This is a genomic window from Rhizobium sp. BK112, assembly GCF_014193215.1.
GTDB classification, from domain to species: Bacteria; Pseudomonadota; Alphaproteobacteria; order Rhizobiales; family Rhizobiaceae; genus Rhizobium; species Rhizobium anhuiense.
Window position 1 is genome coordinate 222,429 of sequence record NZ_JACHYZ010000012.1, and the last position, 14,089, is coordinate 236,517.

Genomic DNA, 14,089 nt, shown 5'->3' on the forward strand with positions numbered 1-14,089 from the left:
ATGCCGGATAAATCGATCAAACTTCTGACCTATAACGTGCACAGCTGTATCGGCAGCGACCGGAAGCTCGATCCCGGCCGCATCGCTTCCGTCATCGCCGAGGCCGGGGCCGATATCGTCGCGCTTCAGGAGGTCGATGTCCTCAGGCGCAGGACCGGCGGCGTCGACCAGGCCCATATGATTGCCTCGCTGCTGAAGATGCAGGCGCATTTCCATCCGGCGCTGTCGGTTGCCGAGGAGCAATATGGCGACGCGATCATCACCGCGCTGCCGACAGGCGCGGTCAAGGCCGGCCCGCTGCCATCCATCGGCGAACAGCGCGGAGCGCTGTCCGCCGAAATACTGGTCGGCGACCGAAAACTGCTGGTCGTCAACACCCATCTCGGCCTTCGCGGCCGCGAGCGTATCCGGCAGATGACGACACTGCTGAATTCCGGCTGGCTGCGCGGCACGGCGGACGAAGCGCTTCCCAGCATTCTTTGCGGCGATTTCAACGCCATTCCGTCGTCGGCGACTTACCGACTTGCCGCGCGCTCATTAAAGGACGCCCAGTTCGCAGGCAGCAACGCGCCGAGAGCGACTTTTCCATCCCGCTACCCGCTGATGCGCCTCGACCACATCTTCGTCACCGAGGATCTCATCGTCAAACAGGCGGCGGTCCTGGAAAACCGGCTGACAAGAGTCGCCTCCGACCACCTGCCTCTGCTAGCGGAAATCGGTTTCGCGTGATCAGTCGTCGACGCTGACAGACGTCACCTGGCGAACTTCCGGTTCATCGCCGCCGCACCAACGGCACCGCCGTCGTCGCCACGGCTCCCAGAGGCAGCCGCCGGATGCCCCGCGTAACGACAAATGCCGCCGCCATCGCGCCTGCCAGCTTGAGCCAGGGCTGATTGCCGAGCTGTGCATGGGCGCTTGCATCGGCCCAACGGACGTTCTCCGCAACGACGGTCGCAGCCTGATGCTGGATCACGTGAAGGCGCGCGCGGAGGTTTTCGATCTCTTCTCTCAGTTCTCGCAAGCGGCCTTCCAGGGCATGACCATCGGAGACATCACCATCAGAGACCAGGAGCGGTTCCTCGACGATGTCGCCAACCGGAACATGACCACCGAGTGTTGCAATATACGCCCGATAGTCGGCCTCGCTCGCGAAACCCTCACGTCTGATGAGATCGGGATTGATGGTGGCTTCTTCGAAAGCCGCGGGTGCGGTGCCGGCACCGCCGGGCATACCCCTATTTGTGCCGATCTCTCCGCGTTCGTCCTTCAACATGATGCGTCTCCAGTTGTTTCCTGGCGATAGAACGTCTGACGGCTCAGAAGGATGCATCGGCCGCCGCTTCCCAGGCTAGACAAAATGCTGGTTTCAGCGAATATTGAAACGAATATTTCATGAGTCGTGCAGTATGAAATATCTATTCCACTGATGCGTCATGCGTCCGGCAGGGATTATGTGCAGAACCGGTTCGAGGGGATCGGCATCTTCACCCGAGATTGATTGTTCTTCTTCAGGCATTTCCTTCCGACGGATCCAGGAATTTCGGAAGGTCAAGAGGAAGGGGCGAACGGCCGCTGGTTGCGAGCAAACCTGTGCGGCGACCGCCTCAGGCGGAAGAGGATTTTCACTCGACGGGGGCGAACTGCAACAGCCCCTGCGCCCGGCGCCGTAACGAGACGCTGTGAGCCGAGGAGGGACTCATGTTGGGAAGGCTATTGTCACGCGTTCGAATCCAGACGCAGGTGATGGTGTTCATCATTCCGTTCGTCTTGAGCATCATGGCCGTGGGCGCGACAGGTTTTTATGCGTCGAGCCTGCTCCAGGGGCGGATGGATATTTCCAATTCCGTCCTGCAGTCCTTGAGCGGCTTTCGGGATTTGTCGGCCGCGATGGGCGAGTTCCTCGCCAATGCCACGCAAGAAAACCGGGATGTCGTCACCCGAAAACTTGCCGATCAACGCACCCTTCTGAAAGCCGGCATCGATAAGCTCGCCGCCGATCGCAGCGGTCAGCAGGAACTCGAGCAGGCGCAATCCTCCATCGACGGAATTTCAACCCGCATGGATTCGCTCTGGCGACTTCAGGAGAACCGGGCGGCGCTGCTCATCGATCTTCAGAAGGCATTGAGCGTCGTCGTGTCGTCCCAGACGGATATCGTCGAAGGTACCAAGGTTCTTCAGCGGGCTGCCGACAGCCAGGAGGACGAAGCACGCAACATGCTGGGCGATGCGCAGCGTATTTCCGATTTCTTATCCTTCGCCCAGGCGTTTAACGACAAGGTTCAAGCCGCCGCCGGTATCGGCGGGCCTGACATGGAAGAACTCGGCCGGCAGCAGCGGGTCCTGGCGATGGCGCTGGCCGGCGAAGCGCCGGGGGCCAAAAAGGCGATCGACGACGCCATTGTTTCCTTGAAGCCGCTTGTCGAGGCCACCGGTCAAACCGAGGAACGCGCAGCCGGCCTCAGCAATGCGATGGGCCAGATCGTCGGCAGACTGCCTGAATTGCAGGCGGCCGCCGCACGGCGGGTGAAGGCGGCAACGGAAAAGGCGGCCGAGATTGCCAAGCCGGTCGAGCGCGCCAAGACCAGCCAGAGAGACGGCCAGAAACTGATCACTTCGGCTTATGTGATCCAGATCGTCATGGCCAAACTGACGCTCGCGCCGACGGACGCCAATCTTCAGAGACTCTCGCAGGAAATTACCGCTGTCAGGAAAGGCCTGGACATGCTGATTTCCAACGCCGGCAGCGTTGCGCAGTTCGACAAACTCAGATCGAAGCTTCTGCCGGCGCTGGACAAGATGCAGGAGGCTGCCGCCGACCTCGTCCACATCAGCGCACAGCGCCAGGAGGAATTCCGTTCGGCCGCCGCCGACGTGGACGGGATGTGGTCTCAACTGACGGCTTTCGCCGAAATGCAGCGGCAGAACGCGGCCGAGGAACGCACGGACGCCAACTCGATGTCTCTCGGCACGACGATCCTCGGCGTGGTGATCGCGATCCTCGCAGGCGTCGGGCTGACCGTGACGCTCAAGGGCCCGATCAATCAGATCACCTCGGCCATGAGGCGCCTGGCGGATGGCAAGCTCGAAACATCAATCGTTGGCGAGCGCCGGGCCGACGAAATCGGCGATATGGCCCGCGCGCTCGGCGTATTCAAGAACAATGCCATCGCCAAGGTCGAGATCGAGGAGCGCAGCGAGATCGAGCGATCAAAGGCCGAAGAGGAAAGGCATCGAAACGATGAGGAAAAACGCGCGGTCGAAGAGCAGATAGACTTCGCGGTGACGGCACTGGCGCAGGGTCTCGGTCGACTGGCGCAGGGCGACATTTCGCAAACGATCGCGACACCCTTCTTCGGACGGTTGGAGCAGCTTCGCAACGATTTCAACGCGTCGCTGCTGCGGCTGCAGGAAACGATCGACCAGATCCGCACGAACACCCGGATGATCGAAGGCAATGCCGGCCAAATGGATCTCGCCGCGGGCGATCTAGCAAGGCGCACGGAACAACAGGCCGTCGCACTCGAGGAGATTGCAGCAGCCATCGAAGAAATCACCACGACGGTTCGTTCGTCTGCAGCCTGCGCCGATGACGCCCATCAGATCATCACCGACACCAAACAGGCGGCCGATTCGTCATCCCAGGTCGTCGCCAGTGCTATCGATGCGATGAGCAAGATCGAAGCGGCGTCCGACGAGATCGTTCAAATCATCGGCGTCATCGACGAAATCGCGTTTCAGACGAACCTGCTTGCGCTCAACGCCGGCATCGAAGCGGCCCGCGCCGGCGAGGCCGGAAAGGGCTTTGCGGTCGTGGCCCAGGAAGTGCGCGAGCTCGCCCAGCGCTCCGCGGAGGCCGGCCAAAGGATCAAACAGCTCATCGGACGTTCGCAGACGGAGATTGCCAATGGAGCGCGTGTCGTGCGCGAAACGAGCGAAGTCCTCGAAAGCATTTCGGCGAAAGTGGTCACAGCCTCCGAGCAGATGGACGTGATCGCCCGCTCGAGCAGAGAGCAGTATAACGCCCTTCATGAAGTGAATTCTTCCGTCAACCGGATGGACCAGATGACGCAGCAGAACGCGGCCATGGTCGAGGAAACCAGCGCGGCGACGAAGGAACTTGCCGACGAGACGAGGATACTCCTCCAATTGATCGATCAGTTCCAATTGGCGGAAACGGACACGCTTCGTCGAACCGCTGCGGCATAGAACCGTCACCCCCGGCCAGCGGCTCGAGCTTCGCGACCTTCACTGTCGCGACGCGCTGAAACGCTCCGGCCGAAACTCCGCCAGCAGTGGATGGCGGCGCCCAGTGACGATTTCGTCCGCCAGCAATTCGCCGGCAATCAGGCCGAGGGTGGCGCCGCTATGGCTGAAGGCAACGAAGTAGCCAGGGATTGACGACAGCTCGCCGAAGACCGGCTCGCCATCGCCCGGGATAGGCTTCGGCCCGACCCCATAATCTTCGATCTCCAGTCTCGGATTGCCTTCGAGAACCCTTGAGGCCTCGCGCAGCAGCCCGTCCAGCGTCGATTGCCTGACTTCGTAGCTGCCGTCAGGCTTCACGCTCACCTCTTCCTCGGACCAGGCGGAATCGAGCGCAAAGCCGCCGCTGGGCGTCGGCCGGATGGCAATGCGGGGGGTATTGAGTACGGCCTTCAGCGGGTGGCGGATCGGTTTGGTCCTGACGAGAAGGGCGACAGGCGTTGCATCCTCGATAAGCTGGCCGGCCTCGGCCACGATTGCGGGAACATCGCCGCCCGCAGCAAGCAGCACGGCATCTGCATCGCGGCGGATGCCGTCGGCCGTGATCACGCCGCAGGCCCGCCCGCCTTCGACATCGACCGTCGCGCGCCCGGCATCGGTAATGATCTCACCGCCCAGCGAGCGGAACTCTTCCGCGAGTGTGGCGATCAAGGACGGAAGATCGATCCAGCCCTCCCCGGGGTTGAAGATCGCGCCTTGCGGCGTCACGGCGCTTGCGTCGACACCTGGCGTCGTCCCGGCAATTCCTTCCCGGGCGAGCCATTGCGCGTGATAGCCGCGATCGCGCTCATAGTCGAAGATCTCGGCGATCTCGTTGCCGGCATCGTCCGCATCCCATGTCAGGCCGCCGTCGAAACGCAGCCACGGCGCATTGGGATATCGGGCGGCCAGGGTGCGATAGCGATCTATGCCGGCCAAACGCAGCCGGTGATAGGCATCGGAGCGTTTACGCGCCGAGTTGAGCCAGGCAAGCGAACGGCCGGAGGCACCGTTGGCAAGCGGGCCGTCATTGACGAGCACGGTGCGGACCCCGAGCCGCGCCAGATGAACGGCCGTCGAGACGCCAAAGATCCCGCCGCCGATGACGATGACCTTCACGGGTTTGGTGGAAGCATTCATGTCGATAACCTTGTTTCCTGCTCTTTCTACATCGGGTGAAAAATCCGGTGCATCCGGCGTGCGGAAGACCGGCGCCCATGCCTTGCCTCGGGCGCTTTACAGGACCTCGGCAAGGAAGCGCTTCAATCGCTCACTTTGGGGATTGTCGAATATCTGCTCCGGGCAGCCGGCTTCGACGATGCGGCCCTCATCCATGAAGACGACCTGGTCAGCCACCCTGCGGGCAAATCCCATCTCGTGCGTCACCACGGCCATCGTCATGCCCTGGCGGCCGAGAGCGGCCATCAGGTCGAGAATGCCCTTCACCAGTTCGGGATCGAGCGCACTGGTTACTTCGTCGAACAGGATGAGTTCCGGATCCATGGCAAGCGCACGCGCGATGGCGACGCGCTGCTGCTGCCCGCCCGATAGACCTGCCGGGCGATGATCCTTGCGCTCTGCGAGACCGACCTCGGCCAAACGCGCCTCGGCGATGCGTCGCGCCTCCTGTCTCGGCATCTTTTTGATCTTCGTCAGCGAAAGCATGACGTTTTCAAACGCCGTGTGATCGGGAAACAGGTTGAAGTGCTGGAACACCATGCCGACACGCCGGCGCAGCCTCTCCGGCTTCATCGCCAGGATGCTTTCGCCATCGAGCAGGATGTCACCGCCTTTCGGTTCGACAAGCCTGTTCATGCAGCGCAACAGCGTCGATTTTCCCGAGCCGGAGGGGCCGATGATGCAGGTGACGGTCCCGGCGGCAATGTCGAGATCGACCCCCTTCAGGACGTCGAGATGGCCATAGGCCATGGTCAGGTCCCGGATATTGAGGGCCCCACCCTTGAAGCGCGGTTCCATCTCCTCGACAGATTTGGCCGCGGACTGCGGACCGGCAGCGGCCTGCAACTCGCTCACCTCGAGCAGCCCACTTGCCGTGCCGGGGCCGTGGCCTTGTTTTCCCAGGCGCAGTCGCGCATCGATATAATTGACGAAGTGGGTCAGCGGCACGGTGATGACAAGGTAGAAAACACCCGCTAGCAGCAGCGGCGACAGATTACCTGTGACGACGGCCTGATCCTGCCCGACACGGAAGATCTCCCGCTCGGAGGCGAGCAATCCGAGGAAATAGACAAGGCTGGAATCCTTGACGTTTCCGATGAACTGGTTGACCAGCGCCGGCAGAACGCGCCTGATGCCCTGCGGGATGACGATCAGGCGCATGCCCTGCCCGTAGCTCATGCTGAGCGCCCGACAGGCTTCCATCTGACCGCGCTCGACGCTTTGGATCCCCGACCGGAAGATTTCGCCGATATAAGCACCGGCGATCAGGCTGAGCGCCAGGATGCCGAGCGGAAATGGCGACGGACCGAAGATCTCCCGGCCGATCCGGGCAAAACCCTGACCGATGATCAGGATCGTGACGATCGCCGGCAGCCCGCGGAAAACATCGGTATAGAGGCGTGCCGGCAGCCGCAGCCAGCGGGACTGCGAGATGCCCATCACGGCAAGAACCATGCCGATGACGACGCCGAGCACGGTCGAGGCAGCGGCCAGGATCAACGTGTTTTTCAGGCCGACGCTGATCATGCTCGGCAGCACTTCCGCCATGGCATCCCAGTCGAGGAAGCTGCGGCGCAGATTTTCAAGCCAGTTCATCGAGATCCCCATTGGAGCCCTTGCCGGGCACGCTGCCGCTCGCAGGCTGCGATCGGCAGCGCCATTTGTCAGCCGTCCGCTCTGAACGGCCGGCCTGCGGCCTTACTTCTTGGGAAGATACTGGTCCGGCATGGGCGAGCCGGGAAACCACTTTTCATAAAGGGACTTCCAGGTGCCATCCTGCATCGCGTCGTGAAGCGCGCCGTTCAGCGCCGTCCGAAAGGCATCATTTCCCTTCTTGACCACGAAGCCCGCCGGCGCATCGAAGGACGGGATGTTTACAGCAACCTTCAGCGCGGGATAGCGCTCGCCATATTGCTTGGCGGCCTCGTAGTCGAGAAAGTGCGCATCGATCGTTCCGTTGTTGAGGGCGGCCACGGCGGAATTGTTGTCGGGGAATTTCACCAGATCGGTCTCACCGAAATTCTTGGCCGCATAGACTTCCTGCAAGGTCCCCTGCACGACGCCGAGACGCTTGCCCTTGAGGCCACTGGCATCCTTGATGGCGGCATCCGCAGTCAAGACAGAGAGATAACCGGCAAGATAGCCGTCGGAAAAGTCGACCGTCTTCTTGCGGGCTTCGGTGGTTCCGATCGCCGCAACGGCAACATCGAACCGTTCGTTAGCGACCGACGGCAGAAGGGCTGAAAATTCCTGGCCCGTGAACGTCACCTTGTCCTTTGGAAAACCGAGGCGGGAGACGACGTTGAGAAACAGCTCGATATCGAAACCCGTGAACTGGCCGTCCGCCGTCGCAAACGTATAGGGCTTGGAATCGCCCATCGTGCCAACGCTGATCACCCCGGGCTCGATTAGCTTATAGGGATTGTCAGCCGCCGCCGCGGATCCTGCACCCACTGCAAGAAGGCATGTCAAAAGGCCGGCCCGCAATGGGGCGAGGGTGGCCGCAAATGATTCAAAAGGCTTCATGTTCGTTCTCCGCTCTGAAAGGAATGCTCTTGTCGGCATTGTCGCGTCGCCCCGCCCCCGTCGCATAGTGCGGCAGAGTCTTCTGGACAAGACACCGGTCTCCTGTATAAAGAGACCGGTCTCACAACATATTTGATATCCGTCAATTGACCGGCCGTCAACAACTCTTGTAGTCCTCGGCTCATGGAAGATTCCGCTCATTCGAAACGTTCAGTCACGGTCGCCGATGTCGCGAAGGCCGCAAAGGTCTCGAAGGCGACGGCCGCCCGCGTGCTCGGCGGCTACGGCGTGGTCAGCGCCAAGATCACGGATCAGGTCATGGCGGCGGCAGCCGCGCTCGAATACCGCCCGAACGAGCTCGCCCGGAGCATGAGCACCGGAAGATCCGGCATCATCGGGGTCGTGGTCGGCGATATCGAGAACGCTTTCTTCAGCCTGGCGGTGCGCGGCATCAGCGATGCTGCCCGGCTTGCGGGCTTCAACGTCATCATCGCGAATTCGGGCGAACAGCTGGATGCGGAAAAATCGGCCGTCGACCTTCTGATCGGCAAACGCGTCGATGGTCTGATCGTCACGCCCGCTCGCTGCGACAACATCGATCACCTCCGAGATATCCGCCGCGCCGGCGTGCCGCTGGTCCTGTTCGACCGGGCCATTCCGGAACTCGATGTCGACGCCGTGACCGGGGACGACCAGGATGCGGCAGTCACCGCGACCCGGTATCTGATCGGGCAAGGGCATCGCCGCCTCGCCTACGTCTCCGCCATGGATGCCGAAGGCGGCGGGCTCACCGATGTCGGGCGAATATCGAATTCCGCCGTGCGCGAACGCGTGGAAGGCTTCGTGAGCGTCCTGACCGAGGCGGGCCTGCCGAACCCTCTTCATTATGTCAGGCTCGGCGCCACCGACCAGCAACAGACGGACGGCGTGATCAAACGCCTGGTCTCGGAGGGATCATCGCCAACTGCACTCTTGGCATCCGACAGCCTCGTCGGCTTGCGCATCTTCAAGTCGCTGCAGTCGCTCGGCCTGTCAATCCCGAGCGACGTGTCGATGATCTGCTTCCTGGATGCCGACTGGACCAGCGTCACCGTTCCACCGATCACCATCATCGACCAGCGCGTCTACGAGATGGGCAAGCTCGCGAGCGAACGTCTGGTCGCCCGCATCGAACGCACGCCTCTTGCCGTCGAACGTCTGCGCGTCAGTACGCGCCTTGTCGTACGCGGCTCCGTCGCGACGATCGGCCGGTGAGACCGCAGATCCAGGCGGAATCAATCGGTCGCACAGCAGCATTGTGATCGGCCGTGTTGTATCGATGGCCACCGATTTGTTATTGCATATAGTTCCTGTTGTCTTTGCCTGGCCTACGTTATTTAATACTGAAAATACTCGTCATGGGATTTTCAGAAAGATCATGCTCCAGTCAAATGAGGTTTCATCTGAGCTGATAGATTTGATCTATGGAAGTCTCTTCGGTGAGTGCAACTGGCAAGATTTTCTGGATCGAGTTGCGGAAACTTCGCCCAATGGAAAAGCTGCACTCCATTACCACGATCTGGCCTCGCCTATTGCTCATGTTCCTTACGTATCGGGCTTCTCGAGGACCGAGGTCGACCAGTTCAGCAGCCACTTTGCCTCGGTGAACCCTTGGATTCCGAGATTGAGCGTCGTGCCCGTCGGCCAGGGTGTCTGTGGAGACGAAATCTTTCCACGCAAAGACTTGCTCAAATCGGAATTCTACAACGATTGGCTGAAGGGGCAGGCCGGCTGCGAGACCAGCATCGGTGTCTCCATCATCCGGGAGGAAACCCGCACCTTCGTTCTGTCGACCTGCACGTCGTCGGCAGACCCCGATTTCAACAAAGCGGCAACCGGGCGCTACACGATCCTCGCGCCGCATTTGAAAAGGGCTTTCGACTTCATTCGGAAGCGCGATCTGCTGGCACCGGAAAAACAGGCAACGCAAACCCTGTTTGATAGTATCGGCGCCGGACTGATCTACGTTTCCGAGCAAGGGCGAGCACGCCAATGGAATAGGAGTGCGGAAGCGTTCGTGGAAGCTGGCTTCCCTGTGCATATCGCGCCGGATGGCAGGCTCGCACTTCAATGCGAGACATCAGCTGCCGTTCTCGATTTCCTGACGTCCAGAAAGGGTGTGCAAACAAAGCCGCATACGGCGATTGTAAAGGGGAAGAACAAGGCCAATTACCGCATCACCCTCGTCCGACTGCAGTCCGACGCGTTCACCGAATTCCTGGAGGGGCCGACCGTGGCCGTGATCATCGAGCCGATGATCACGACACCATTCAATGAGCGGCGAGACTTCCTGATGGAAACATACAAACTGACTGCGACGGAAATCCGGATCGCATCCAGCATTGCCTCAGGCCGTTCTCCAAAGGAAGTGGCCGTAGCCGATCACATCAGCTACGAAACTGTCCGGACTCATCTCAGAAACATTTATTCCAAGCTCGGGGTCAATTCCCAGGTTGGTTTGGTGGCCCTGCTCATGCGCTGAGCATCGACGCGGCGGTCAGTTCGAGCAGAAAACCAACCCGTTTAGATCTTTGTTTTCATGCATGTCGTTGCCCAAAACCGCTGCACGCTTTTGGGCGACATGCATCAATCGTAGAGCTCACCACGACCGATCTGTGCCCTGGCAGGTTCGTCGCTGATGGCGGGATCGTCGGCCGGATCGGGATCTCTCTTGTTGGCGTCGCTCAGAAACTGCGCAGCCTTCAGGAGCGCTGAGGTTATCTCTTCGGTGCCCCATCCGGCTTCATTGGCGGCTGCAATCAGCCTTTCTAAAGCCTCGCGCGCAGCGGCGGTCGCCTCTTCGAAGCGCTGCGCAGGAGCTTCGGCCTTCGGTGGTGGAAAGGTCATCGGCATTCCCTCCATGGATTGGCTGTTGGAGATGAACGCAGCCCGCGCGAAATGGATGCATAACCGCGCTGATTTAACAAGCGAACACCCGCGGCGCGACAAGGGCCGACGACGCCTCTGCGTCAGATCACCGTCTGCAACAGAAACGGAGAGCGCTCCAATGGCTGCTGGGCGAGGATCCGCAGCATGGCGGGACCTTGTATGCCTGACGTCGTGCACGAGCGACCGTCGTGATAGACCACCGTCATCACGCGGCTGAGACTATTGTACCTGATCTCTGCGATCGTGCGCGTGTGAACCGGAAAGATAAATTCGTGGGGCTGTGATTTTCGCCCCGAAGTCTTCAAGGTCATTGCGACGCCCCCGCGAAACAATAGCATTTTGGCCCGACCGTGCCTTAACCCGAGCCTAACGACGCCTATCAAGCACATATTGCTGCGACGGTCGCGTGACATCGGCGTGACACGCAGAATCGACATTCCCAACTCAAGACCGACTTCGTGACACGTCAGTTGCAAAAGCGGCGATCAGCCGTCAATGCAATGTCCTGCGGATCTCGTGTGCAAGAACCGGCTGCGGCCAGCCTTCGACCGTGCGTGCCAGCGATCGAACAGCTTCGTCCATGTTGAAAACCATGTCCCCGAGCCGCTCGATCTCATAATCGAGCTCGTAGACCTCGACTTCGTCAAGACCTTTGCTCTGGAGCATTCGCCTCATTGCTTCGATAAGCCGCTCAGTCCGCCCAACGATATCAAGAGCGCTTCGGATAATAATATCGACCATGCACATCCCCTCGCTTCGATAACGGAGCGTCGGCCATAATCGCGATGCTGACAATCCTGAAATCTTGTCAGACGCGGCCTCGGATCGTGTCGTAGAGAGTGCTCGACTGACGCCGCGCCTAGTCGTCGTCGAGCGAAAAGACCGGCCGGTAGTGGCGCTCGGCGATCAGCAAGCTCCGGTCGGGCCGGATGATGTAGATCTCCTCGACCTGGCGTCCCCATTGATCTGTGAAGGTATGCGGGAAGGAAGAGCCGACGGGCGACTTCGTCAACTTCGTGCGCGGTTGACCATTATAGGTGATGCTGCCGGGAATGGGGGCCAGCCCCGCCGACGAATAATTGCCTGCGCCGGTGGTGCAGCCTGTCAGCACAACGGCAAGTATCAACCCAAATCCTATGCTCCGCTTCATCGAGCCCTCCAACTGCTTCGTCCTTCACGCAGCACTCGTTTTATCGTCAATGTAACAGGGGACGATAGACATTGTTCCAGAATCGGTCGGAGCAAACGCAGTCGTCCATCCCTCGTGTTGGCGTTGAATTTTTCAGAAAAAGGCGGCATTAAAAATTCATTCAAAGCGTGGCAGTGATTTAACTCTTGGATGGAACGCTGTTTACCCATGCGAATAGTTCCTGGAACCATCCTTCTGGCTGTCGCGACGATATTGGCCGCACCGGTCTTCATGCGTGCCGAACCGGTGAAATCCACGGATGTTTCCACGGTCATTCTCTCCGTTTCACCACGGACAGTTCGTTGGGCCACCGTCTACAAACATCCGGATCCCGCCGATCACGATCCCTATTACCATGTGGAGGTGATCGAGAAGGAGCAAGGTTCGCCGCCATGGCAATTCAAACGGCTTGCCGCACATCTTGTCGTAACGGCAGACGCTTTGGACAGGAGCCGTCTGAGACAAAAGGCCAAGACCTATTTTTACAAGGACCTCGAATTCCGGATCGCCCACCGAGCCTGGCGCACACAACCTCTCATCCAGCGGGACACCGGGGTTTGCCGCACGACAATTCTTGAATGCGTTGGGGCTGCAGGCAATAGGCGCCCATAATGCATGTGGATACGGTGAAGGGATGGCCGTATCAATGCGGGAGGATGAACGAAAGGAACGTTCGGCGATGCTAGCAAGCATCAGTCCGTCGAAGACCAGTCTGACCGCACTTTGCCATTGTGCTCGCCAAGCCTTGGCGACTTACGATGCCGGGTCAGCATCGTCTCCGAGAAGATGATAGGCGTCCGGATGCCCGGTATCCCTTCATTCTCCACCGCCATCTGGCGATGCAGCACTTGCGGATCCGAAAATACATCTTCCACGGTGTTGATCGGCCCGGCGGGAACACCCACGCGCGCAAAGTCGGCTAGCAAATCCGTCCGGTTGAAGAGCTTCGTGCGCGCTTCCATCACCGATGTCAGTTCCTCTCGATGACGCACTCTGTCCGCGTTCGTTTTGAAACGAACATCGGCTGCCACAGCGGATAGCCGAAGGATATCGCACACCCGTGCGAACTGACTGTCGTTCCCGCAGGCGATAATGATATTGCCGTCGGATACCGGGAATACCTGGTATGGCGCGATGTTGGGATGCGCATTGCCGAGTCTCGTTGGTGCCTTTCCCGAGGCCAGGAAATTCATCGCCTGGTTGGCCAAGACGCCCACCGTGCTGTCCAGCAGAGCCATATCGATATGCTCTCCCTCACCTGTGCTGTTACGGAGGATCAAAGCGGCCTGGATAGCGATCACCGAATAGAGCCCTGTGAAGATATCGCCGAACGCCACGCCAATCTTCTGCGGCTCCCGACTTGGTTCACCGGTCAAATCCATAATGCCCGCCATGCCCTGGACGATAAAATCGTATCCTGCGCGCCCGGCATAGGGACCGGTTTGGCCAAATCCGGTAATCGAGCAGTAGATCAGCTTCGAATTGATCGCCTTCAGGCTCTCGTAATCAAGACCGAACTTCTTCAAGGCGCCTACCTTGAAATTCTCGATGACGACATCCGCGTTGGCGATCAGTGCACGAACCTTTTCGACGTCTTCCACAGAGTTGAAATCCGCCGTGATACTCAGTTTTCCGCGATTGCAGCTATGGAAATAGGCCGCAGCGACGTCATCGCCATCCTTGATGAAAGGAGGCCCCCAACGGCGCGTATCGTCGCCATCCGGACCTTCTACCTTGATGACGGTCGCTCCCAGGTCGGCAAGTGTCTGTCCAGCCCACGGACCAGCCAGGATACGCGCCAACTCCACGACCCGAACGCCCTCTAGCGGAAACTGCATCGATAACTCCTGATCGTTCCTAAATCCGCAGATCATCGTTGGACTACATATTCGGATAGACCGGCCCCTCGCCGCCCTGCGGCGGCACCCAGTTGATGTTCTGGTTGGGGTCCTTGATGTCGCAGGTCTTGCAGTGCACGCAGTTCTGGGCGTTGATGACGAAGGTATCCTGCCCGTCCTTCTCCAC

15 protein-coding genes and 1 pseudogene are annotated in these 14,089 nt (G+C 59.9%); 5 read left to right on the plus strand and 11 right to left on the minus strand.

The window, feature by feature from the left end; all coding sequences use genetic code 11:
• Complete coding sequence (locus tag FHT75_RS28435; RefSeq protein ID WP_183845287.1) at window positions 1-729, plus strand: endonuclease/exonuclease/phosphatase family protein; 729 nt, start codon at window positions 1-3, stop codon at window positions 727-729.
• A 23-nt stretch (window positions 730-752) separates the two neighbouring features.
• Here the strand turns inward: FHT75_RS28435 and FHT75_RS28440 are convergent.
• Window positions 753-1,273: pseudogene (locus FHT75_RS28440) on the minus strand (hypothetical protein).
• A gap of 425 nt (window positions 1,274-1,698) precedes the next feature.
• On the opposite strand from FHT75_RS28440, the gene FHT75_RS28445 reads away from it, so the two are divergent.
• Window positions 1,699-4,206, plus strand: a complete 2,508-nt coding sequence (locus tag FHT75_RS28445; protein WP_183845286.1) for a methyl-accepting chemotaxis protein — start codon at window positions 1,699-1,701, stop codon at window positions 4,204-4,206.
• A 39-nt stretch (window positions 4,207-4,245) separates the two neighbouring features.
• Here the strand turns inward: FHT75_RS28445 and FHT75_RS28450 are convergent, their stop codons facing one another.
• The 3 genes from FHT75_RS28450 to FHT75_RS28460 all read right to left on the minus strand — a co-directional run bounded on the left by FHT75_RS28450 (window position 4,246) and on the right by FHT75_RS28460 (window position 7,947).
• Entirely contained in the window at window positions 4,246-5,382 is a 1,137-nt protein-coding gene (locus FHT75_RS28450) for an NAD(P)/FAD-dependent oxidoreductase (RefSeq protein ID WP_029868063.1), read from the minus strand.
• Window positions 5,383-5,478: 96 nt separating this feature from the next.
• Entirely contained in the window at window positions 5,479-7,017 is a 1,539-nt protein-coding gene (locus FHT75_RS36305; RefSeq protein WP_183845285.1) for an amino acid ABC transporter permease/ATP-binding protein, read from the minus strand.
• Window positions 7,018-7,119: 102 nt separating this feature from the next.
• Window positions 7,120-7,947 (minus strand): ABC transporter substrate-binding protein, encoded by an 828-nt coding sequence (locus tag FHT75_RS28460; protein ID WP_028757530.1) that lies wholly within the window; start codon window positions 7,945-7,947, stop codon window positions 7,120-7,122.
• A 183-nt stretch (window positions 7,948-8,130) separates the two neighbouring features.
• Here FHT75_RS28460 and FHT75_RS28465 point away from each other — a divergent pair, with 183 nt between their 5' ends.
• Entirely contained in the window at window positions 8,131-9,201 is a 1,071-nt protein-coding gene (locus tag FHT75_RS28465; protein WP_029868064.1) for a LacI family DNA-binding transcriptional regulator, read from the plus strand.
• A gap of 163 nt (window positions 9,202-9,364) precedes the next feature.
• Window positions 9,365-10,468 carry a helix-turn-helix transcriptional regulator gene (locus tag FHT75_RS28470; protein WP_029868065.1) on the plus strand — a complete coding sequence of 368 codons (1,104 nt, stop codon included), beginning with the start codon at window positions 9,365-9,367 and terminating at the stop codon, window positions 10,466-10,468.
• Window positions 10,469-10,572: 104 nt separating this feature from the next.
• Here FHT75_RS28470 and FHT75_RS28475 read toward each other — a convergent pair whose 3' ends face one another.
• The 5 genes from FHT75_RS28475 to FHT75_RS28495 all read right to left on the minus strand — a co-directional run bounded on the left by FHT75_RS28475 (window position 10,573) and on the right by FHT75_RS28495 (window position 12,339).
• Window positions 10,573-10,833, minus strand: coding sequence for a hypothetical protein (locus tag FHT75_RS28475; protein ID WP_029868066.1), 261 nt, complete (start codon window positions 10,831-10,833; stop codon window positions 10,573-10,575).
• A 122-nt stretch (window positions 10,834-10,955) separates the two neighbouring features.
• Entirely contained in the window at window positions 10,956-11,186 is a 231-nt protein-coding gene (locus FHT75_RS28480) for a hypothetical protein (RefSeq protein WP_028757534.1), read from the minus strand.
• Window positions 11,187-11,367: 181 nt separating this feature from the next.
• A complete protein-coding gene (locus tag FHT75_RS28485) occupies window positions 11,368-11,616 on the minus strand; it encodes a hypothetical protein (RefSeq protein ID WP_029868067.1) in 249 nt (82 codons plus the stop codon).
• 118 nt (window positions 11,617-11,734) lie between these two features.
• A complete protein-coding gene (locus FHT75_RS28490) occupies window positions 11,735-12,025 on the minus strand; it encodes a hypothetical protein (RefSeq protein WP_029868068.1) in 291 nt (96 codons plus the stop codon).
• Entirely contained in the window at window positions 12,022-12,339 is a 318-nt protein-coding gene (locus tag FHT75_RS28495) for a hypothetical protein (protein ID WP_165932276.1), read from the minus strand. The genes FHT75_RS28490 and FHT75_RS28495 overlap by 4 nt, the downstream gene beginning before the upstream one ends.
• On the opposite strand from FHT75_RS28495, the gene FHT75_RS28500 reads away from it, so the two are divergent.
• Entirely contained in the window at window positions 12,296-12,676 is a 381-nt protein-coding gene (locus tag FHT75_RS28500; protein ID WP_245294540.1) for a DUF5086 family protein, read from the plus strand. The two genes, FHT75_RS28495 and FHT75_RS28500, sit on opposite strands and share 44 nt — an antisense overlap.
• Window positions 12,677-12,756: 80 nt before the next feature.
• Here the strand turns inward: FHT75_RS28500 and FHT75_RS28505 are convergent, their stop codons facing one another.
• Both FHT75_RS28505 and FHT75_RS28510 read right to left on the minus strand, forming a co-directional pair.
• Window positions 12,757-13,902, minus strand: a complete 1,146-nt coding sequence (locus FHT75_RS28505; RefSeq protein ID WP_029868070.1) for a CaiB/BaiF CoA transferase family protein — start codon at window positions 13,900-13,902, stop codon at window positions 12,757-12,759.
• A gap of 43 nt (window positions 13,903-13,945) precedes the next feature.
• Window positions 13,946-14,089, minus strand: a 144-nt coding sequence (locus tag FHT75_RS28510; RefSeq protein ID WP_183845284.1) for a 4Fe-4S dicluster domain-containing protein, incomplete at its 5' end; no start/stop codon positions are given.